20 protein-coding genes are annotated in these 18,986 nt (G+C 64.6%); 5 read left to right on the top strand and 15 right to left on the bottom strand.

The features are described 5' to 3' along the window. Positions 1-9: 9 nt before the first annotated feature. From ACIPY3_RS07770 to ACIPY3_RS07725, 10 genes are all read right to left on the bottom strand, one after another. Positions 10-780 (bottom strand): DeoR/GlpR family DNA-binding transcription regulator, encoded by a 771-nt coding sequence (locus tag ACIPY3_RS07770; RefSeq protein WP_400332160.1) that lies wholly within the window; start codon positions 778-780, stop codon positions 10-12. A gap of 82 nt (positions 781-862) precedes the next feature. After that, positions 863-1,540 carry an SDR family NAD(P)-dependent oxidoreductase gene (locus ACIPY3_RS07765; protein ID WP_400332157.1) on the bottom strand — a complete coding sequence of 226 codons (678 nt, stop codon included), beginning with the start codon at positions 1,538-1,540 and terminating at the stop codon, positions 863-865. Then, positions 1,537-2,712 carry an exo-alpha-sialidase gene (locus ACIPY3_RS07760; protein ID WP_400332616.1) on the bottom strand — a complete coding sequence of 392 codons (1,176 nt, stop codon included), beginning with the start codon at positions 2,710-2,712 and terminating at the stop codon, positions 1,537-1,539. The genes ACIPY3_RS07765 and ACIPY3_RS07760 overlap by 4 nt, the downstream gene beginning before the upstream one ends. Positions 2,713-2,772: 60 nt before the next feature. After that, the gene (locus ACIPY3_RS07755; RefSeq protein WP_400332154.1) at positions 2,773-3,549 is read right to left on the bottom strand and encodes an HpcH/HpaI aldolase/citrate lyase family protein; all 777 of its coding nucleotides are present in this window, start codon (positions 3,547-3,549) and stop codon (positions 2,773-2,775) included. Positions 3,550-3,596: 47 nt separating this feature from the next. After that, complete coding sequence (locus ACIPY3_RS07750) at positions 3,597-4,586, bottom strand: aldo/keto reductase (RefSeq protein ID WP_400332152.1); 990 nt, start codon at positions 4,584-4,586, stop codon at positions 3,597-3,599. A gap of 33 nt (positions 4,587-4,619) precedes the next feature. After that, positions 4,620-5,450 (bottom strand): ATP-binding cassette domain-containing protein, encoded by an 831-nt coding sequence (locus tag ACIPY3_RS07745; RefSeq protein ID WP_400332149.1) that lies wholly within the window; start codon positions 5,448-5,450, stop codon positions 4,620-4,622. Next, positions 5,443-6,390 carry an ABC transporter ATP-binding protein gene (locus tag ACIPY3_RS07740; RefSeq protein ID WP_400332146.1) on the bottom strand — a complete coding sequence of 316 codons (948 nt, stop codon included), beginning with the start codon at positions 6,388-6,390 and terminating at the stop codon, positions 5,443-5,445. Before ACIPY3_RS07740 ends, ACIPY3_RS07745 begins: the two co-directional genes overlap by 8 nt. Position 6,391: 1 nt before the next feature. After that, positions 6,392-7,330, bottom strand: a complete 939-nt coding sequence (locus ACIPY3_RS07735) for an ABC transporter permease (RefSeq protein ID WP_400332143.1) — start codon at positions 7,328-7,330, stop codon at positions 6,392-6,394. Next, on the bottom strand, positions 7,327-8,262 hold the full coding sequence (locus tag ACIPY3_RS07730) for an ABC transporter permease (protein WP_400332140.1): 936 nt from the start codon (positions 8,260-8,262) through the stop codon (positions 7,327-7,329). The genes ACIPY3_RS07735 and ACIPY3_RS07730 overlap by 4 nt, the downstream gene beginning before the upstream one ends. A 3-nt stretch (positions 8,263-8,265) precedes the next feature. Then, positions 8,266-9,840, bottom strand: coding sequence for an ABC transporter substrate-binding protein (locus ACIPY3_RS07725; RefSeq protein WP_400332137.1), 1,575 nt, complete (start codon positions 9,838-9,840; stop codon positions 8,266-8,268). 217 nt (positions 9,841-10,057) lie between these two features. Between ACIPY3_RS07725 and pdxA the strand changes: the two genes are divergently transcribed. The 3 genes from pdxA (at position 10,058) to ACIPY3_RS07710 (ending at position 14,969) form a co-directional block, all read left to right on the top strand. Next, positions 10,058-12,388 carry a 4-hydroxythreonine-4-phosphate dehydrogenase PdxA gene (pdxA, locus tag ACIPY3_RS07720; RefSeq protein WP_400332135.1) on the top strand — a complete coding sequence of 777 codons (2,331 nt, stop codon included), beginning with the start codon at positions 10,058-10,060 and terminating at the stop codon, positions 12,386-12,388. A gap of 40 nt (positions 12,389-12,428) precedes the next feature. Continuing rightward, on the top strand, positions 12,429-13,589 hold the full coding sequence (locus ACIPY3_RS07715; RefSeq protein WP_400332132.1) for a serine hydrolase domain-containing protein: 1,161 nt from the start codon (positions 12,429-12,431) through the stop codon (positions 13,587-13,589). Between the two features lie 78 nt (positions 13,590-13,667). Continuing rightward, positions 13,668-14,969, top strand: coding sequence for an MFS transporter (locus tag ACIPY3_RS07710; protein ID WP_400332614.1), 1,302 nt, complete (start codon positions 13,668-13,670; stop codon positions 14,967-14,969). Positions 14,970-14,982: 13 nt separating this feature from the next. Here ACIPY3_RS07710 and ACIPY3_RS07705 read toward each other — a convergent pair whose 3' ends face one another. The 4 genes from ACIPY3_RS07705 to ACIPY3_RS07690 all read right to left on the bottom strand — a co-directional run bounded on the left by ACIPY3_RS07705 (position 14,983) and on the right by ACIPY3_RS07690 (position 16,884). Then, positions 14,983-15,336, bottom strand: a complete 354-nt coding sequence (locus tag ACIPY3_RS07705) for a TraR/DksA family transcriptional regulator (RefSeq protein WP_400332129.1) — start codon at positions 15,334-15,336, stop codon at positions 14,983-14,985. 76 nt (positions 15,337-15,412) lie between these two features. After that, positions 15,413-15,841: a VOC family protein gene (locus tag ACIPY3_RS07700; RefSeq protein WP_400332126.1), complete on the bottom strand. Its 429-nt coding sequence runs from the start codon at positions 15,839-15,841 to the stop codon at positions 15,413-15,415. Positions 15,842-15,930: 89 nt separating this feature from the next. Further along, positions 15,931-16,386: a VOC family protein gene (locus ACIPY3_RS07695; protein ID WP_400332123.1), complete on the bottom strand. Its 456-nt coding sequence runs from the start codon at positions 16,384-16,386 to the stop codon at positions 15,931-15,933. A gap of 120 nt (positions 16,387-16,506) precedes the next feature. Next, positions 16,507-16,884: a VOC family protein gene (locus ACIPY3_RS07690; protein ID WP_400332121.1), complete on the bottom strand. Its 378-nt coding sequence runs from the start codon at positions 16,882-16,884 to the stop codon at positions 16,507-16,509. Positions 16,885-17,006: 122 nt separating this feature from the next. On the opposite strand from ACIPY3_RS07690, the gene ACIPY3_RS07685 reads away from it, so the two are divergent. Continuing rightward, entirely contained in the window at positions 17,007-17,396 is a 390-nt protein-coding gene (locus tag ACIPY3_RS07685; protein WP_400332118.1) for a DUF3054 domain-containing protein, read from the top strand. Positions 17,397-17,469: 73 nt separating this feature from the next. Continuing rightward, positions 17,470-17,748 (top strand): Lrp/AsnC family transcriptional regulator, encoded by a 279-nt coding sequence (locus ACIPY3_RS07680; RefSeq protein WP_018777675.1) that lies wholly within the window; start codon positions 17,470-17,472, stop codon positions 17,746-17,748. 22 nt (positions 17,749-17,770) lie between these two features. Here ACIPY3_RS07680 and trpD read toward each other — a convergent pair whose 3' ends face one another. Beyond that, positions 17,771-18,841 carry an anthranilate phosphoribosyltransferase gene (trpD, locus tag ACIPY3_RS07675; protein ID WP_400332115.1) on the bottom strand — a complete coding sequence of 357 codons (1,071 nt, stop codon included), beginning with the start codon at positions 18,839-18,841 and terminating at the stop codon, positions 17,771-17,773. Between the last annotated feature and the right edge of the window lie 145 nt (positions 18,842-18,986).

Below are 18,986 nucleotides of genomic sequence, written 5' to 3'. Positions count from 1 at the left end.
GAGAGCACTTTACGCCAAGCGTGCAACCTCAACCTTCACTCCCGCGGTCCGGAACAGCGCCAGCTGCTCCTCCGAGGCGCCGGCATCCGTAACGAGCGTCCACGGCAGCGGCAACCGGACCCAGGAATGGAACGGACGCTTGCCAAGCTTGGACGAATCAGCAAGGACGTAGACGGCTTCGCCGCGGCGCGCCATCAGTTCCTTGAGCCGGGTTTGCTCGTGGTCGGCCTCGCACAAGCCGTCGTCTGCGGTCACGGCATCGGCACCGAGGAACACCCTGTCGAAAGTCATCCGCTCCAGTGCTGCCTCGGCAAGGGGACCCACAAACGTTTGGCTGACTTCGCGGAACCTGCCTCCGAGGCAGTTGACCACCACCCCCGGCGCGTCCTGCAGTTCCTGCAGGGTATTCACGCCGGGGGTGGTGATGGTCAGTGCCTCTGAGCCGCGCAGTGCGTGTGCCAAGGCACCCACCGTGGATCCGCCGTCGAGCAGGACGCTCTCGCCGGTCCGTACCTGGCCGGCGGCCCACGCCGCAATGGCGTGTTTCTGTTCATACGCTTCGCCCGTGCGTTGCCGCAGTGACGGCTCGGGGTGGGCGCCCAAGGGAAGCGCCCCGCCATAGGTGCGGGCCAGTTTGCCCTCTGTGTGCAGCTGCGCAAGATCGCGCCGGATGGTGGATGGCGTGACGTTGAAATGCTTGGAAAGCTCCTCGACGGAAGCAAGCCCAGTGGTAACGGCGAGGTGGTAGATCTCCTCGCGCCTGGTCCGGGCGGTGGTCATGGTGGGCTCTCCTTTGGCCTGTGCATGGCTGCTTGTCACATCGTAGGGGCACGGCGTCCCGTTCGCCGGGAAGGGACCGGTCCTACAGCGATGCGCCTCCGCAGATGACGTAGTTCTGCCCCGTGATGGATTTGCCGTGCGGCCCCAACAGGAACGCCGCAAGTGCCGCGACGTCCTCCGGGTCCACCAAGGAACCAAGCGCGGGCATGATGGGCGGCGTGGCGGACCTGCCGGGATCGGCCAGCATCGGGGTGTCGGTGGGTCCGGGAGAGAGCACGTTGACGGTGATCCCCCGCGGAGCCAGTTCCTGCGCCCACGATCTTCCCAAACCCATCAGGGCGGCCTTCGTCGCGGCGTACTGGCTCTTGCCCGGTGCGCCGGTGGAGGTCCGGCTGCCCACCAACAGGACCCGGCCGCCGTCGGGCATCTCCGGCACCACCGCGTTGGCGAGGACCTCGGCAGCAGCGACGTGGACCGTGAACATGCCGGCCAGGGCCGCGGCGTCCAGCTCGCCGAGGCGCGCGGTCCGCTGGAACCCTGCGGCATGGACCAAGGCATCGAAGGGTCCAAGCGGGCTGACGGCCGCAACGAGCGATTCAGGCTGCGCCAGGTCGGCCTGCACCCAGCTGAAACCTTCCCCGAGCGCTGACTCGCCACGGCTCAGCCCCGTCACCCGCCAGCCATCCGCCAGCAGCTTGGCTGCGATCGCCTTGCCGATGCCGGAACTCGTCCCGGTGACCAACGCGTGTTGTTGCGTCATTCCTGGCCGCCCGGGGTGGACGTGCCCTGGTAGGCCCACTCCGGGCCAACCCGGACAAACTTGATGGCCTGGCGGAAATACGTGTACGCGATGTTAACGGCGCCATCCGGTCCCTGGTGGATGGAAGGATAGGAGTACTCCCGGTTCAGGCCGTCGCGGGAGTTGTTGGACAAGCAATAGCCGTCTCCGACGTCCAGGTTCCGCCGGATTGGCCAGCTGCGTCCGCCGTCCTCGGAGATCGCGAGGGTCATGGGCGATCGCGGAGTTCCCCAGAAGGCCTTCCGCTCGTCGCCTGCCTCCGTGGTGGGTTCCACGGGAGCCAGCTGTCCCTGTTCCTCGGCCAGTCCGTCGTCGTCGATTTCGTCATAGAGGGAGAGCCGGCGTTCGGTGCCCTCTTCGGCGCGGCTGTGGTTGTAGACCAGCGCCAGGCGACCATCCGCCAAGGCCGTGAACTGGATGGAGGAGTTGTTGTTGGGCAGCTCCGTGGGGACGGGCTCGCTCCACGAACTGCCATCGTCGGTGGAACGGGACTCATGGATGGCGTCGGCCCAGCGGCTCCTGAAGAGCGCCAGCAGGCTGCCGTCCTGGAGAACCTGGATGTTCATGTGGACGCAGCCGAGGCTTCCGGGCAGCACCTGTTCGGACCACGTGGTTCCGGCGTCGTCGGAGATCATCACGGCGCTGTCGTCGCTGTTGCCCACCCATTTCTCGCCGGGTGTGGTGATGCAGCGGAAAATCGGGATGATGAGGCGCCCGGACGGCAAGGCCACCGGCAGTTGCCGGACGAAGACACCGCCCGTTTGATTGGCGGCGAAGAGGGTTTCCACTGCGCCCCAGGTGCGGCCACTGTCCGTTGACGTACGACGCCGGACCTCGGCTGTGTCCTGGTTGCCCGCCTTTTGGGCGGTGTACAGGAGCCACAGCTCACCGTTGGGAGCGTTGAAGAGGATGGGGTTCTGCTCCGAACGGCTGGAGTCGTTCGAGAGCTGCTCCGGCGCTGACCACTGCCGGCCGCCGGGGTCCAGGGTGGCGAACCAGATGGAAATGTCCGGGACACCTTCCTGGGTACCTCCGAACCAGACGCAGGCGAGGCGTCCGTCGGGCAGTGTCAGCAGGTTGGCGGCGTGGCTCTGGACCGTGGGCGCGGGCAGGTAGGCAAACTCCGCATCCATGGCCTCCTTCACGAGTCCGTCCGGGGTGATGGTGCTGTAATCGGTGGTGGTCTGCACGGTTCAGTCCTTGGCTTTTGCGGCGTCGAGGTGGGACTTGGCGATCTGTTCCAGGTGCGTCAAATCGGAGGCCACCGTGGTGAAGGTGTATCCCTGCTTGAGGCGCTCTGCCGCCACGGTTCCGGCAGGCGTGTGGATGCCCGCCGCGATGCCTGCGGAAGCCGCAGCGTCCGCAATGGTCTCGAGGGCCGCGTTGAACTCCGCTTCCACGGCGGGGTCGCCCGGGAAGGCGCCACCCACGGCGATGGCCAGGTCCGATGGGCCAACGTAGATGCCGTCTAGGCCGGGAGTGGCGCAGATTTCCTTGACGTTCGCCAGCCCGTCCGGGGTTTCGATCATCGCGAAGACAAGCGTGGCGGCGTTGGCGTCGGCCGGGACCGGACCGATCCGCAACGCGGAGCGCATGGGGCCGTAAGAACGGCCGCCCATCGGCGGATACTTGGCTGCAGCCACGGCTGCGGCTGCGTCGGCTTCGGTGTTGACCAGCGGAACAATGACGCCGACGGCTCCGGCGTCCAGGGCTTTGCCGATCGCCGTCAGGTTGTTGTCTTCCACCCGGACCATTCCGACGGCGGTGTGCCCGGCGTCGATGGCCATGAGCCCGTTCAGGACGCCCGAGTATCCGAGCAGGCCATGCTGGGCGTCCAGCGCAACGTAGTCGTAGCCGAGCCGGCCGATGCGTTCCGTGGCCACCGGGGCGTCCAGGACTGCCCAGTATCCAACGGCCTGTTCACGGGCCCGGATCTTCCGGGCGAATTCGAGGGCCAGTTCCGAAGTCATGTTCTCTACCTTTGGTTCGTCGTGGGTTGCGTGGTCAGGAGTGTGTGTCAGCGGTTGTAGGCCGGCATGGGTCCGCGGAGCCCGGCCCCCACCGTGTCGCACGCGGCCACCGTGTCGGCGTCGAGCGGCCCCTTGGCCACTGCGGCGATGTTGGATACCAGCTGCTGTACTTTGGAACCGCCCAGCAACATTGAACCGACGCGGTCACGGTAGGCAAGCCACCGCAGGGAAAGCTCCGGAAGTCCAATGCCGGCGTCGGAGGCAATCCCTGCGAGCGCTGCCACGGCGTCGAACAGTTGCTTGTCCCAGTAGCGCTGGGTGTACATGGCCGCGAGCTTGGAGTCACCGAAGCGGCCCTCTGAAGGTTTCGAGTCGAAGCTGTGCCGACCGGTCAGCAGGCCGCCGCCCAGGGGGTTGTACACCATGGTGTGCACGTCACGCGTGGCCGCGAATTCGAGGTACTCCTCTTCCAGGCGGCGGGCCACCAGGTTGTACAGCTGTTGGGCAACGACGGGCCGCGGGGCGCCGACTTCCCGGGCAACATGGATCACGTCCGCGATCTGCCAGGCCGCGAAGTTTGAGACGCCCAGGGCACCGATCTTGCCCTCGGCAACCAGTTCGGCCACGGTCCCCAAGGTTTCCTGGAGCGTCGCCGCGCGGTCCGGCTGGTGGAGGTAGAACAGGTCGATGCTGTCCACGCCGAGCCGGCGCAGGCTGCCTTCGACGCTGGTGCGCAGGCCTTTGGCGGACAAGGGAGAAGCGTCACCGTGGTCTGCGTGCGGCATGCCGGCCTTGGACGCGAGGAGCACTTGTTCCCTGCGGTCCTTGAGGAGTCGGGAGAGCATCTCCTCGGTGGCGCCTCCCACGTAGGCGTTCGCGGTGTCGATGGTGGTGATCCCGGCGGCGAGCGCTTCATCCACCATGCGCCCTGCGGTGGCTTCGTCCGCTGTGTCGCCGAAGGTCATGGTTCCCAGGACAAGCTTGGAAATCGGCAGGCCCAGGCCTTCGATGCTTGTCCCTGTGTGCTGGTTGCTCATGTGCTGTGGTTCCTCGGGTTTGGATGGTTGGTTTCAGGCGCTGGCTTTGAGGGCCAGGGAGGACACGATGTGGCGGGGCTTGAGTCCGTGCATGCCGGACGGGTCCAGGGCGGCGCGGCGCAACCGCCGTGTGTAGTCTTCCGCAGGACTGGTCAGCACTGATGCGGTGGGGCCGGCTTCCACCAGTTGGCCACGCCGCATCACCATGACGGTATCGCTGATCTCCTGCACCACGCCCAGGTTGTGGGAGATGAAGACGTAGGTGATGCCGGTTTCTTCCTGGATGGATTTCAGCAGCCTGAGCACCTGGGCCTGTACGGAGACATCGAGCGCGCTGGTGGCTTCGTCGCAGACCAGGAGTTCCGGCTTGGAGGCCAGGGCACGGGCGATTCCGATGCGCTGCCGCTGGCCACCGGAGAATTCTGCCGGGTGTTTCTGCAGCGATGCGGCGGGCAGCCCCACTTGGTCGATGAGTGTGGCTGCTGCCTTGTGGCGTTCGGCTTTGGACCTGATGCCCTGGAGTTTCAGCGGTTCCGCCACGATCTCCTGGGCGGTCAGGTGCGGGTCCAGGGAGCCGTAGGGATCCTGGAAGACCATTTGGAACTTCGAGCGGAGGGGGCGCAGTTTCGACTCGCTCAGGGAGGCGAGGTCCGTGCCGTCCAGGTTGATCCTGCCGCTGGTGGGGGTTACCAGCCGCATGAGCGCCTTGGCAATGGTGGATTTGCCGCAACCGGACTCCCCCACCACGGCGATGGTCTTGCCCTTGTCCACCGAGAAGGAAACATCGTCCACGGCCCGGAACGTTCCGCCGGGCACGTGGTAATCCACCACGAGGTTTTCTACGGAGAGGAACGGTTCAGTCATGGCGGACTCCTGTCCGGGTGAGCGTGGTGGGTGGAGGCACGACGGCGGAACCTGGCGTGGGTGCCTCCGTGCGGGCCGTCCGGGGTTGGGTTTCATCCGGGGTTTCATCCGGGGTTTCGTCCCACGCGCCCAGTACCGGAACAGCGGCCAGCAGGCTGCGGGTGTACTCCGTGGCCGGGCTGTCAACGATTTGCTGGACTTCCCCGGACTCCACAAAGGTCCCGTTCTTCATGACGTGGATCCGGTCGGAGATGAGGCGGGCCACTCCAAGGTCGTGGGTGATCATGAGGATGCCGATGCCCCGCTGCTCCTGCAGTTCCAGGAGCAGGTCCAGGATGCCTGCCTGGACCGTCACGTCCAGGGCTGAGGTTGGTTCGTCGGCAACCAGGAGTTGCGGTTCGCTGGCCAGGGCGATGGCGATCAGCACGCGCTGCAGCATGCCACCGGAGAGTTGGTGCGGGTACTTTTTCAGTTGCTGTTCGGGCAACGGGATGTGGACCTGCTGCAGCAAGCGGATGGCACGGGCCCGGACAGCATCCTTGTCCTTGGCCGATGCGGCACCGGCGATGCGGATGGCTTCGAAGAGTTGGCTGCCAATCGAGTGGACCGGACTCAAGGCAGTCATGGGGTCTTGTGGAATGAGGGCAAGCGTCTTTCCCCGGACCTTGTTGATGGCTTTCGGGTTGGCCACCACGTCTACGTCTTCGATCTTTACCGTTCCGGAGAGTACGGCGAGGTCAGGGGGCAGCAACTGGAGGATGCCCATCGCCGTCGTTGATTTGCCGGAACCGGACTCGCCAATGATGGTGACGGTCTCGCCCCTGTGGATGCTGAAGCTGACATCGTCCACGGCGCGGATGATCCCGGCTTCGGTGATCAATTCAACCTGGAAGTTCCGGACATCCAGCAGGGCGGGTTCGGTGCGGGTTTGCGTGTTCATCTCAGGCACCCTTCTTCTTGCGGCGCGGACGGTCGCGGAGGCCGTCACCAAGGAGGTTGACGCCTACCACCATCAATACGATCACCAGGCCGGGCAATGTGACCATCCACCAGGAGGTTGTGATGTAGTCCTGTCCATCGGAAATGATGCGACCCCAGGTGGCGAAGGGACGCTGCGGACCGGCGCCGAGGAAGCTGAGGGCGCTTTCCAGCAATACCGCCTGGGCCAGGAGCAGCAGGACAACCAGCGTGGCCTGCTTGATGACGTTGGGAATGATGTGCTGGATCAGGATCTGGATGCGGTGCAGTCCCAGGATGCGGGCTGCGGAAACGTAGGGTTTCTCCCGTTCCACCAACACCATGGACCGGGTGAGCCTGGCGACTTCAGGCCATTGGGCGATGGCGATCACGAACGTGATCACCGGGATGGAGGGGCCGAAGAGCGCCACCACCAGCAGCAGCATCATGAGCAGGGGCAACGACATCTGTGCTTCCAGGATGCGCGAAACCACAGTGTCCACCCAGCCGCCAAAGTAACCCGCGGCGGCGCCAAGGATGATGCCGATGGCACCGGACACCACCACGGCGAGGACTCCGATGGTCAGCGAGACCTGGCCACCGTGGAGGACGCGGGACAGCAGGTCGCGGCCGAGTTGGTCTGTGCCGAACAGGTGGCCATCCACCAAGGGCGCCAGGCGCCGGGCGGACAAGTCCTGGTGGTTGGCGTCCGGGAGGGGAAGTACCTGTGCCAGCAGGATGGGGATGATGACGATCAAGGTGCACACGGCACCGATGCGGATCTTCCATTTGGCGGCGTTCCTGCGGCGCGTGGCACCAGCCTTGGCGATCATCGCCTTGGTGACCGCGCTGGGGGAAGGCCTGCGCTCCGGCTGTCCGGCCGGGACTTCGGCCGGGGTGGTTGCGGTAGGACTGGTGCTCATGCTGCTGCCGCCTTTCCAAGACGAACACGGGGATCCAGGAGGGGGTAGGCCAGGTCGATGACCAATTGGACCGCCACTGCCAGCAAAGCCGTGATCAGGACGGTCGCCTGGATGAGGGGGTAGTCACGGGTTTCAAGGGCCCGGACAATCAGGGAGCCGACTCCCGGCCAGGCGAAGACTACTTCCACTACCACCACGCCGTTGAGCATCGCCGCGAAGCGGGTACCCAACGCGGTGAAGACGGGAATGGCCGAGTTGCCCATGGCGTAGCGCCACGTCAGGAGGGAGTTCCGGACGCCACGGGAGCGGGCCACCGTCAGGTAGGGTGCGGCGAAGTTGGTGGTCATTTCGCGGCGGACCATGCGCGAGATCAAGGCGATCTGGAGGATCGCGATGGTCACCGTGGGAAGAACCAGCCCGCCCCAGGTGGCGAAACCGGAGGCCGGGAACAGAGGAACCAGGACAGCGAATCCCGTAAGGAGCATGATGCCTGTCCAGAAGTCCGGCATCGACTGCCCGGCGATGGTGAGGACGTTGACGCCGAGCTCGCGGTTGGTATCCGGGCGGCGGGACATCCAGACGCCCAGCGGAATGGCGACGACGGCGGTCAACAAAATAGCGGATGTCGCCAGGGTCAGGGTATAGGGCATCCTTTCGGCCACAACCTGCATGGCCGGGGCCTGGAACGAATAGGACGTTCCGAGGTTGCCGGTGAACAGCTGCTGCAGGAAGATCCAGTACTGCTCAAGCAGGGGACGGTCCAGGCCGAACTGCTCGCGGACCCGCGCCAGCTCCTCGGTTGTTGCCAGCGGCCCGGCATAGGACACGGCGGGATCTCCCGGCGCCATGCGGATCAGGATAAAGACGGTGGAGACCGTCAGGAACACGGTCAGGAGTCCCTGGCCGGCCCGTTTGAGGATGTACTTCGTCATGGCTTAGGCCTCCAGCCGGACATCGACGAGGGGGTAGGAGTTGGTGGGGGCCAAGGAGAGCCCGTCTACGCGCTTCTGGTGGGCCAGGACGGATTTCGGCACGAACGCCCACGCACACGGCCAGGTATCCCAGATGGCCTGTTGTGCGGCGGCCAGCCGTTCCTGCCGCAGGGTGGAATCCACCTCGGACGAGGCTGCCTGGATCTTCTTCTGCACGTCCGGGACAACATAGCCCTGGTAGGTATCGCGGGTCTTCTCCTTTTCGGCAGTACCTGCGTACATTCCCTGCATCATGGTGATGGCCAGTCCCGTGGGACTGCTGAAGCCGTTCCCGAGCAGGTCCCAGTCCCCCTGCTTGCCTTGGCGCCAGGCGAGGATGTTGCCACCGGGTTCGAACTGCTGCAATTGGGTCTTGACGCCGATGGCTCCAAACATCTCCACAAGGGCCTCCATCACGGAGGTGTCGGAGGCGAACTCGCCGGTCTCCCAGATGATCTTCAGCTCGAGGTTGCTGACTCCCAATTGCTCCAGGGTGGACTTCGCCTTGGCGGGATCGTAGGTGTACGTCCCGGTTTTGGCGTATCCGGTGAGGCTGGACGGGACAACGCCTTCGGCTTGGCTCACAGAGTCCACCAGCACGTCCTTGACCAGGGCTTCACCATCAATGGCCCAGCTGAGGGCCTCCCTTACGCGGACATCCGCCAGGGGGTGGCCCGCGGGCTTGCGGAAGTTGTAGAAGATCTGGTTCAGGCGCAGGCTCGAAGCTTCTGCCAGCACGACGCCCGGGAGCCCCGCGAGCTGCTCGCGTGAGTTCGGGGTAATGGAGTCGATAATATCCACCTCGCCGCTGCGCAGGGCGATCACTCGGCTGGATTCCTCAGGGAGGAACCGCACTTCAACGTTTTCCACCTCGGGAGCCGGACCCCAGTAATTTTCGTTCCTCCGGAGGCTGTACGTGCCGGCGCCGCGGTTGAATTTGGTCACCATGTAGGGGCCGGTACCCACGCCGTCCTGCAGTTCTTCCGGCTTGTTCCTGGCGGCCGGGCTGATCAGGATCATGCTCATCAGGGAGTCCAGGATGGGGATCGGATTCTTCGACTCCATGGTGAAGGTCCGGTCATCCACGGGCACAACCGTGGGGAATTCCGGAAAGAAGCCCGCCACGAAGGAACCTTGGACCTGCTGGTACATTTTGAGCGCTGTGGCAACGTCGTTGATGTCAACGGGGGTGCCGTCCGAGTACTTGATGCCTTCGCGGAGGCGAACGGTCCATTGAGTGGGTGAGGTCATCTCAAAACGTTCGGCCAGGACAAGCACGGGCTTGGTCTCGGGACCGATTGCCGTGAGGCCTTGACGTACTGCACGCTGCACCGTCACTGCGGCATCGAACTGGTTGAGCTTGTTGTCGAGGCTGACCAGTGAACGGTTGAGGGCCAGCGTCAGGGTGCTTGGTCCTGGAAGTCCGGTGGGGCCTGCGCACCCTGCGACGGTGCCGGTGCCCAGGAGAAATCCGGCGGCTGCGCCGAACTGCAGGAGGCGGCGCCGTGAGATCTCGGTTCCTTGAGGAAGAACGGTCATCGTTGACCTCTCGGTTGGTTGGGGAGACGGCCGGCCGGATTGGCTGCGCCGTGTTGCATGGATCACTCTGCCACCTCTGCGCGAAATACGCAACAGCCATGGCGCATTTCGCGCAATCATGCCATGATGGTCCCACGGACCGCCTCATCTGCAGGCGACGCGACCGGCCAGCGAACCCGCTGGCCGGTTCCCACAGCAAGGTCAGGAAGGAGGACACGTGGACACACCCCCGCGCCTCATCATCCAGGCGGACGACTACTCGGGCGCAGCAGAGGCGGGACAAGCATTTGCCGCGCAAGGATTCACAACCGGCATCGCCTTGGGCGGAGCTGGCCGGACAGCGCCCCTTTCCATGGGCTCCCCCGAGGTCCTGGTACTCGACACGCATACCCGGGGAGCCTCCCCAACCGACGCCCGGGCTGCGGTGGCACAGGCCCTGGATTCGGCCCGCCGCGACACCCGGACAGTGGTCTTCAAGAAGACGGATTCGCTTTGGCGGGGCAACATCGCCGCCGAAATCTCTGCGCTTAACGCACTGGGCTACCACGTGGTACTCGCGGGTGCGCTGCCGCAACTGCACAGGACCGTCAAGGACGGAAAACCCTTCGTGGCAGGTATTCCCCTTGCCGCCACTGACGCCTGGCGTGCAGAATCCGGCCCAGCACCTGCGGCCGTAGGGGAACTCTGGGAGCCGCTCGCAGCCCAGCCCGCACGTTTGTCCCTTGACACCGTCCGCTCCGCCCATTTACCCGCGCGGCTTGCGGGCTTGCTGTCCGGCCACGCTCCCCGGATCGTGATAGCCGACGGCGAAACGGCTTCCGACCTCACGGCGGTCGCAGACGCCTTCATGGCCCTGCAGGACGACAACGGAGGAACCATCGCGTTGGCGGGCACCGGCGGCTTGGCCGAGGCATTGGCCGCCAGCATGAAGACCATAGTTGCGCGAAACGCGCAACCAGAGCTCCGCGAGCTGCTTGTGGACACACGACGGCGGCGGGTGATTGCCGCCGTCGGGAGCGCCTCCCCGGCGGCCCGGATGCAACTGGACGGCCTGGAACGCAACGGATTCCGCACCGTTCGCCTCCAGCCCCGGCAACTCCACACTGGAGCCGCCCAGCCGTTGGTGGAGGGGTCCGCCGAAGCGCCCAACGTGGTGGTCACCGTGGACTCTTCCGTCGTGGATCCCCGTGATGCCCGGAACATCGTGGAGGCGCTGGCCGGCGTCGTCGCGGACAACGCCCATGACGATCCTGCACCCGACCTCATCCTGACCGGGGGCGAGACGGCGCGGGAGGTGCTTGATGCCCTGGATATCGCTTCGCTCCAGCCCCTCGCTTCAGTGCAGCACGGCGCCGTCATCAGTGTGGCCGACGATGGCCGGCTGGTCGCTACCAAACCCGGCAGCTTCGGCACCAAGGATGTCCTGTCGCAGCTGTACCTCAGTATCCGGAACCTCAGGAGCGGCTCGTCTCCCCAGCCGCCCGCAGACAACCATTCCCCCTCGAACGACGGAGCAACCATGACTTCAACCTCTGCCCACCACGACAACCGGCCATTTATCGCCGTCACCATGGGTGACGGCGCAGGCGTAGGCCCCGAAGTCACCGTCGGGGCCCTCCTGGCCGAAAATGCCTACGACGACTGCCGGCCGGTTGTCATCGGCGACGCGTACCGGCTCCGCCTCGGGGCACAAGCCTTGGGTGCAGCTGCGGACATTGTGGAAATCACGTCTGTTCCGGACGCCGTCTTCGAACCGGGCCGCATCAATGTCATTGACCCCAAGCTCCTCTCTCCCGACCTCGAGTGGGGCAAGGAATCAGCCGAAGCGGGCAACGCCGCCTACCACTACATCCGGATCGCATGCGAACTGGGGATGGACGGGCAGGTGCAGGGTATCTGCACCGCTCCCCTCAATAAGGCCGCATTGCACATGGCCGGCCATGTGTACCCGGGACATACGGAACTTCTTGCGCACTTCATGGGAATCGACGAGGTGTCAATGATGCTCTCCACCCCCAAGGTCAAAGTCATCCACGTCACCACCCACATCGGGCTCATTGACGCCATCAACAAGATTGAACCCGGCCTGGTGGAACGGACCATCCGCCGCGGCCACGGCGCCATGCAGCGGGCAGGTATTGCTGATCCGAAGATCGGCGTGTGCGCCATCAACCCCCACGCCGGCGAGAACGGACTGTTCGGTTACGGCGAAGAAGCGGAGAAGATTACGCCTGCCATCGAGAAGGTCCAGGCTGACGGCATCGACGCCCGCGGGCCGCTTCCAGCCGATACTGCCTTCTTCCTGGCCGGACGCGGCGACTACGACCTCATCGTGGCCATGTACCACGACCAGGGCCACGGCCCGGTCAAGGTGCTGGGCATCGAGGCCGGCGTCAACATCACGGTTGGACTGCCCGTTATCCGCACCTCAGTGGACCACGGCACGGCCTTCGATATTGCCGGAAAGGGCGTCGTTGAGGTCGGCAGCATGATCGAAGCACTGAGGCAGGCCGCGGAAATGTCTCCGAGTCCAGCACCCCGCATGTAAGGCGCTGGATTTTGCTGTGCGCCAGGCGTAGAACGGGCTTATGGCCACCAGGCGCAGGCGGTTCCTGCTGGCCCTTTGCCTCAGTTTGTGGTTCCTGGGCGGATGCACGGCCGGCCCACCGGAGCCGTCGCCCCTGCCTGCCCCGGCGCCCGGTACCACAGACTCGCTTGAGCGGACGGTCCTGCATTTCCTGGAGGACGGCGTCACGTCCGTTGTTGTCCAGGTCCGGTGGCCCGGGGGTGAATGGTCCAAGGCATACGGTGTCCGGAACCTGTCCACCAACGATCCCGCACGGCCATTGGACAGGTTCCCGGCCGGCGGCCTGACCAAGTCCATGGTGGCCGCCGAAGTCCTCAAATTGGTGGATGACCACCGGCTGAGCCTCGATGGGCCGATCAATGATGCCCTCGCCCGCGTGGCACCGGAACTGAAACCACCAGGCGTTGTGACACTGCGGCAATTGCTGAACCATACGTCAGGTTTGCCCGACTTCTCGGACGAGTTGTTCCGCGGGTCCAGGGCGGGCGGGACCCTCCAAGCACACATCAGCTCGCAGGATGGCCTGCGGTTGGCTGCCAAACTGCCATGGGAATCCTTCAACACCGGATTCTTCAACTATTCGGAGTCCAACTACCTTGCCCTCGGGTTGTTGATCGAGGACGCCCGCTCGCGTCCCCTGGACGAGATCCTCCAGAACGATCTGTTCCGCCCGATGGGCCTGGAAAAAACCACCCTTTCCGGGCCTGACCGGGGAGCCCGGGACAACCTTCACGGCTATGTCATGGACGGCAACCGGCAGGTTGATGTCACACAGGCCGACTACTTGGTGGGCTCCCCCGCCGGTGGCGTAGTGTCCACCACCGCGGACATCGACAACTTCTACCGCAGCCTGTTGTCGGGCCGCATCGCTTCCCCCGGGCTGGTCCGGGAAATGAAGGAAACGGGCACCGGCAACTACGGCCTGGGGCTCCAACGCTTCAGCATTGGTTGCTCCGGCGAGCACAGGTACGGCAGCACCGGCCGCGTGTTCGGCTACCTTTCTGCGTCGATCAGCAGCGACGACGGCGGCAGCCAGGTCACCATGGGGCTGGCCCTGCCGCCGCTGCCCGTTGATGACCCCGTGGTGGACCGGCGCATAGGACTTTACGCCTCGCAAATGGTCTCCGCGGCGCAGGAAACGCTGGATCACTTGTGCCAGTGACAAGCTCTGGCGGAGAACGTACATCGGGACGAGAATGGGCACGTGGCCCACCCTCGTACCGAAGGCAGCGGCGACACCATGAACGATGCCGCCCGCAGGATCCAGCGTGTGTATCTGGTACTGACGCTGGGAAACACCATCGCCGCGTCCTTCATCTGGGGCATCAACACCCTGTTCCTCCTCGACGCCGGTCTCAGCAACCTCGAAGCCTTCGCCGCAAATGCTTTCTTCACCGCCGGCATGGTCCTGTTCGAAGTCCCCACGGGAGTGGTTGCCGATGGCTGGGGACGCAGGGTCTCCTTCCTCCTGGGCACCATCACCTTGGCGGCGTCCACATACTTGTACTACGTGATGTGGCAAATTTCAGCGCCGTTCTGGATGTGGGCCGTCGTTTCAGTGCTCTTGGGACTCGGCTTCACGTTCTTCTCCGGCGCGGTGGAGGCCTGGCTGGTGGATGCCCTCCGCTTCTCGGGCTATGAAGGCGGGCTCGAGACCGTGCTCGGCCGGGGCCAGATGGTCCAGGGCGTAGCCATGCTGCTTGGGTCCGTGGCAGGTGGCGTCATTGCCCAGGCCACCAACCTTGGCGTGCCGTTCCTGTTGCGCGTCCTGGTTTTGGTGGCGATGTTCGCCGTGGCTTTCTGGTTGATGCACGACGTCGGCTTCTCGCCTGAGCGGTCAACGCACCCCTTGGAGGCCACCCGGGCAGTCCTGGCCGCTTCGATCGACAACGGCCTGAAAAACCCGCCAGTCCGCTACGTGATGCTCGCCGCGCCCTTCAGCGCCGGCGTCGGAATCTATGTCTTCTACGCACTGCAGCCGTATCTGCTGGACCTGTTCGGCGATCCGCACGCGTATTCGATTGCGGGGCTCGCCGCCGCGATCGTGGCGGGCTCGCAAGTGCTGGGAGGGTGGCTCGCACCGCTCGCCCGCAGGCTCTTCCATAAGCGGACCTCGGTCCTGATCCTCGGCAGCGTGGTGGGCGCCGTGATCCTGCTGGTCCTCGGATTCACCCGCGTGTTCTGGATTGCGCTGGTGCTGCTCGCCCTGTGGGCTGTAGTGGGGTCCGCTGCCACCCCCGTGCGCCAGGCCTATGTCAACGACCTCATCCCGTCCAAACAGCGTGCCACGGTCCTGAGCTTTGATTCCCTGATGGGATCCAGTGGCGGCGTCGTGGTGCAGCCCCTGCTGGGACGCGGCGCCGACCTCTATGGCTACCCGGCCTCACTGGCCATGGCTGGAGTCATCGAGACCATTGCCGTCCCGTTCCTCATCGCCAGCCGGCGGCAGTCCGCCTCAGCCGATCGTTCGACGTCCACTCCGGCCGGCACTGACCAACAGGGGCCAGCAAAGGACGAATGGCAGCCCGGACCGGCGGCCTAGCAGGACGGAACTGTCAGCGACCGGCTGAGGCGTGATTGACGCAGTACGGCGTCCACGGCCGGGCATCAAGCCGTCCCTCCGGTATCTGCACCCCACAAACGATGCATATCCCGAAGGTACCGGCTTCGATGCGCGCCAGGGCTTCCTCGATCTGGCCCAGTCCGGCGCGGCTTTGCTCCATCAGCGCTGAGGCCTGCGAGAGCTCAAAGGCGATCGTGCTGCCCTCGGGGTCGTGCTCGTCGTCGACATTCGAGTCCAGCCTCGCCGCACTGACCGAGGCAATGTCACCGCGAAGGGCGCCCAGCAAGGCCAGCTTCGCGTCCCGCTCACGCTCCAAAAGGACGCGGAAACGCTGGACATCAACCATGGTCCTCCTCGGTACCCAGATAGGTGTGCCCTCCCCGGAACTCCGGGAAGGGCACCTCGACTGCCTGCGGTAGAAACTACTGGGCCGGCTGGTCTCCGGCAATATTCACCAGCCAGGCAATGCCGAACTTGTCAACGCACATGCCAAAGACGTCACCCCAGGGGGCGCTCTCGAGGGGCATGGTGACGGTGCCGCCATCAACCAGCTTGTCCCAGTAGCCGCGGAGTTCTGCTTCATCCGACGACTCACCGCTGAGGGACACGGAGATGTTGTTTCCCGGGTTGTAGTCCATGCCGTTGGGCGTATCCGAAGCCATCAGCGTCAGGCCATTCGGCGAGACAAGCATGCCGTGCATCACTTTGTCGGCTTCGGCGGGATCCTGGCTGGCCTGGTAGTCGCCGAACGTGCTGATGGTCAGTTCTCCGCCGAAGACGGTTTCGTAGAAAGTGATGGCGTCACGGGCGTTGTCGCGGAAAGAGATATAGGGGTTGAGGCGCGATGTCATAGCAGTGTTCTCCTCATGGTTGTGTTGGGCGCGCTGGTCGCCGTGCGGCCATGCTAGCAGCGGGATCAGGTGCCTGTCGCGCAGTCTTTTCAGTCGCCGTCGTAGGCCTTCCGAAGAGCTGCGATGTCCAGCTTCCGCATCTTCATCATGGCTTCCATGGCACGGCGCGCACCCTCGGGATCCGGTCCGGTGAGGACGTCCGTAAAGCCCTTGGGAATAACCTGCCAGGAGAGCCCGTACTTGTCCTTCAACCAACCACACATACTTTCCTCCCCGCCTACCAGCAGGGCCTCCCAGTAGCGGTCCACCTCTTCCTGCGAATCGCAGTTGATCACCAGCGAAACAGCCTCGTTGAAGGTGAAGGCCGGGCCGCCGTTCAGGGCCATGAACTGCCGCCCCTCAAGCTCGAACTCAACGGTTAGGGGCTGGCCGTCCGGCCCCGGCATGGACTGCCCCATGACTGCGGTGTCAAAGGTCGAGGTGTAGAACTCGGCTGCTTCCGCCGCCTGCCCGTCGAACCACAAACACGTGGAAATCTTCTGCATTGCCTTGGTCCTCCCATGTGACTCGGGACAAGCCGTCCCCGGTTGAGGCTAGCGCTCCGGCGCGTTCGGGACAATGCCCGACGGCGGCGCGGTCGCCGGCGCTGTTCCGGGAAACGCCGCCTAGTCGCCGGACGTCCGGATCCGGCTCACCAGGCCCACGGTATTGCCCTCGCTGTCCTCCACGAACGCCATCCATTCCTCCGATCCCGCCGGGCCTAGCCGATCGTCCTCGTGGACGAAGATGACGTGCGGTTCTGCGAGTATCCGCACTCCCTTGGCGCGAAGCCCTTCAACGGACAAGTGGAGGTCTGCTACCTCCAGGTAGACCAACGCCGACGGCGCGCCCTTCTCCAGCAGGAGACGGACGCCACCGACATCGAAGAACAAGAGGCCGGGCGGATCAAAGACGGCCTGGGGTTCCTTCCCGAGGAGCCAGGAATAGAACTCCGCTGCCCGTTCCAGGTCCTCGGCGCGTTGGGCGACTTGGATGAACCGCACGATCAACCTCCAAGATGGCGTGTAGGGCTTCTTCCGCAGCCATCGTCCCCATAAGGAGCCCGCCGATCAAGGGAAATTCCCCGGCTTCGCGATATTCGCCGGGCACGGATAGTGTCGGTTGCATGCCTACCCCCAAGAGCCGGTGGATTCTCGCTGCCACCGGTGACCTCATCCTGATCCTTGTTTTCGCCGCCATTGGACGTGACGCCCACGCCCGGGGCGACATCATCGGCGGCGCTTTCCTCACCGCCTGGCCGTTCCTCGTCGGTGCCGCCGCAGCTTGGCTGGCCCTGCGGGTGTGGTCCAGGCCCTTCGCGATCTGGCCCTCCGGAGTAGCCGTATGGCTGGGCGCGCTCATTGTGGGAATGCTGCTGAGGGAGCTCACCGGCCAAATCGTCGTGCTGCCCTTCGTGATCGTGGCGTTCCTTGCCCTGGGCATCCTGCTCCTGGGTTTCCGCGGGATTGTGGCGATCGCGAGCAGGCTTTCGAGGAAACGCCACAGCCGCTCCTGACACGGTCCGGAACAGACCATATGCACTACGCTGGAGAGCGTCCGCAATGACGCATTTTTCGGAAAGGCCCCCCGTGATCACCGCATTTGTCCTGATCAAGACCGACGCTTCCCGTATCCCGGAAACTGCCGAACAAATTTCGGCCATCCAAGGGATCAGCGAGGTCTATTCAGTGACTGGCGAATGGGACCTGATCGCCGTGGCCCGTGTCTCCAAGCACGAGGACCTGGCAGACGTCATCGCAGACCGCCTGTCCAAGGTTCCGTCGGTGGTCCACACCACCACGCACATCGCTTTCCGCGCTTACTCGCAGCACGACCTCGATGCTGCCTTTGCGCTCGGATTCGAGTAAATTTCCGAATCCAGTCCGGAAATTACCCCGGAACCTGGCTCCGGCTGAGGTCCGTCCATTTCGCCAGGACGCCGGCGGCAGCACCGGTATCGACGGACTCGGCAGCCCGGCCGAAAGCGGCCCGCATCCGGTCAACAAGCGTCCCCTCCGCGGCAAGGTCAGCAGCGACAAGCCCCGCGGCCGCGTTCAGCAGCACGGCATCACGTACGGGGCCGGTCTTACCGTCGAGGATGTCCCGCACCACCTGGGCATTGGCCTCGGCATCACCGCCGCGGAGGTCCGCCACGGTGGACGGGCGGATTCCAAGGTCCGTTGGCGAGAAGACCTGCTCGGCAACCACACCGTCACGGATCTCCCAGACAGTCGAGGGACCCGTTGGTGTCAGTTCATCCAGTCCGTCGTCACCACGGAAAACGAGTCCGCGGCTGCCACGCCGCGCAAGAACGCCTGCCACCAGGGGTGCCATGCGGGCATTGGCCACACCCACAGCGGAAGCCTGCACGTGGGCAGGATTGGTCATGGGCCCCAGGAAGTTGAAGGCCGTAGGAACGGCAAGCTCCCTGCGAGGAACTGCGGTATGCCGGAAGGACGGGTGGAAGACCTGCGCGAAGCAGAAGGTGATTCCAGCCTCCTCCGCATTGCGGGCCACTTGCTCTATGGACAAGTCCAAACGGACCCCGAGCGCTTCGAGGACGTCGGCGGAACCCGAGGCGGAAGATGCGGCACGGTTGCCGTGCTTGACAACCTTCGCCCCGGCGCCGGCAGCAACGAGGGCCGCCATGGTGGAAATGTTCACCGTGTTGAGGCGGTCGCCGCCGGTACCAACAATGTCCAGCTTCTCACCGGAGATTTCTATGGGGTTTGCGTTCTGGACCATGGCTTCCACCAGGCCCGCAAGTTCTTCCACGGTCTCACCCTTGGCGCGCAGGGCCACGAGGAAGCCGGCGATCTGCGCCGGAGTCGCATCTCCGGCCATGATCGTGTTCATGGCCCACTGCGTGTTCTCCACCGCAAGGTCGTCGCCATTGATCAGTGCAGAGATGAGCCCTGGCCAGGTGTTGCTGGCTGCAGGTGCCGATGCCGGAGAAGTCACTCCCCGATGCTATCGACCGAGCAGCGCCGATGACCAATGTGAACCTGCCCGGGAACTTTTCCGCGCGATTTCGCGTCTTTGTAGAAAAAGTCTCCCCAAACGGTGGTTTGCATTGGGAACTCTGGACTTTTACAGACATAATGTC

This window comes from Paenarthrobacter sp. NPDC089714, from assembly GCF_044748905.1.
Classification (GTDB): Bacteria; Actinomycetota; Actinomycetes; order Actinomycetales; family Micrococcaceae; genus Arthrobacter.
This window is presented reverse-complemented; position numbering and strand designations above follow the sequence as displayed.

Excerpts from the sequence above, each read along its gene's own strand:
- ACIPY3_RS07770 (WP_400332160.1), bottom strand. The coding sequence starts at position 780 with ATGACCACCGCCCGGACCAGGCGCGAGGAGATCTACCACCTCGCCGTT.
- ACIPY3_RS07765 (WP_400332157.1), bottom strand. The coding sequence starts at position 1,540 with ATGACGCAACAACACGCGTTGGTCACCGGGACGAGTTCCGGCATCGGC.
- ACIPY3_RS07760 (WP_400332616.1), bottom strand. The coding sequence starts at position 2,712 with ATGGATGCGGAGTTTGCCTACCTGCCCGCGCCCACGGTCCAGAGCCAC.
- ACIPY3_RS07755 (WP_400332154.1), bottom strand. The coding sequence starts at position 3,549 with ATGACTTCGGAACTGGCCCTCGAATTCGCCCGGAAGATCCGGGCCCGT.
- ACIPY3_RS07750 (WP_400332152.1), bottom strand. The coding sequence starts at position 4,586 with ATGAGCAACCAGCACACAGGGACAAGCATCGAAGGCCTGGGCCTGCCG.
- ACIPY3_RS07745 (WP_400332149.1), bottom strand. The coding sequence starts at position 5,450 with ATGACTGAACCGTTCCTCTCCGTAGAAAACCTCGTGGTGGATTACCAC.
- ACIPY3_RS07740 (WP_400332146.1), bottom strand. The coding sequence starts at position 6,390 with ATGAACACGCAAACCCGCACCGAACCCGCCCTGCTGGATGTCCGGAAC.
- ACIPY3_RS07735 (WP_400332143.1), bottom strand. The coding sequence starts at position 7,330 with ATGAGCACCAGTCCTACCGCAACCACCCCGGCCGAAGTCCCGGCCGGA.
- ACIPY3_RS07730 (WP_400332140.1), bottom strand. The coding sequence starts at position 8,262 with ATGACGAAGTACATCCTCAAACGGGCCGGCCAGGGACTCCTGACCGTG.
- ACIPY3_RS07725 (WP_400332137.1), bottom strand. The coding sequence starts at position 9,840 with ATGACCGTTCTTCCTCAAGGAACCGAGATCTCACGGCGCCGCCTCCTG.
- ACIPY3_RS07715 (WP_400332132.1), top strand. The coding sequence starts at position 12,429 with ATGGCCACCAGGCGCAGGCGGTTCCTGCTGGCCCTTTGCCTCAGTTTG.
- ACIPY3_RS07710 (WP_400332614.1), top strand. The coding sequence starts at position 13,668 with ATGAACGATGCCGCCCGCAGGATCCAGCGTGTGTATCTGGTACTGACG.
- ACIPY3_RS07705 (WP_400332129.1), bottom strand. The coding sequence starts at position 15,336 with ATGGTTGATGTCCAGCGTTTCCGCGTCCTTTTGGAGCGTGAGCGGGAC.
- ACIPY3_RS07700 (WP_400332126.1), bottom strand. The coding sequence starts at position 15,841 with ATGACATCGCGCCTCAACCCCTATATCTCTTTCCGCGACAACGCCCGT.
- ACIPY3_RS07695 (WP_400332123.1), bottom strand. The coding sequence starts at position 16,386 with ATGCAGAAGATTTCCACGTGTTTGTGGTTCGACGGGCAGGCGGCGGAA.
- ACIPY3_RS07685 (WP_400332118.1), top strand. The coding sequence starts at position 17,007 with ATGCCTACCCCCAAGAGCCGGTGGATTCTCGCTGCCACCGGTGACCTC.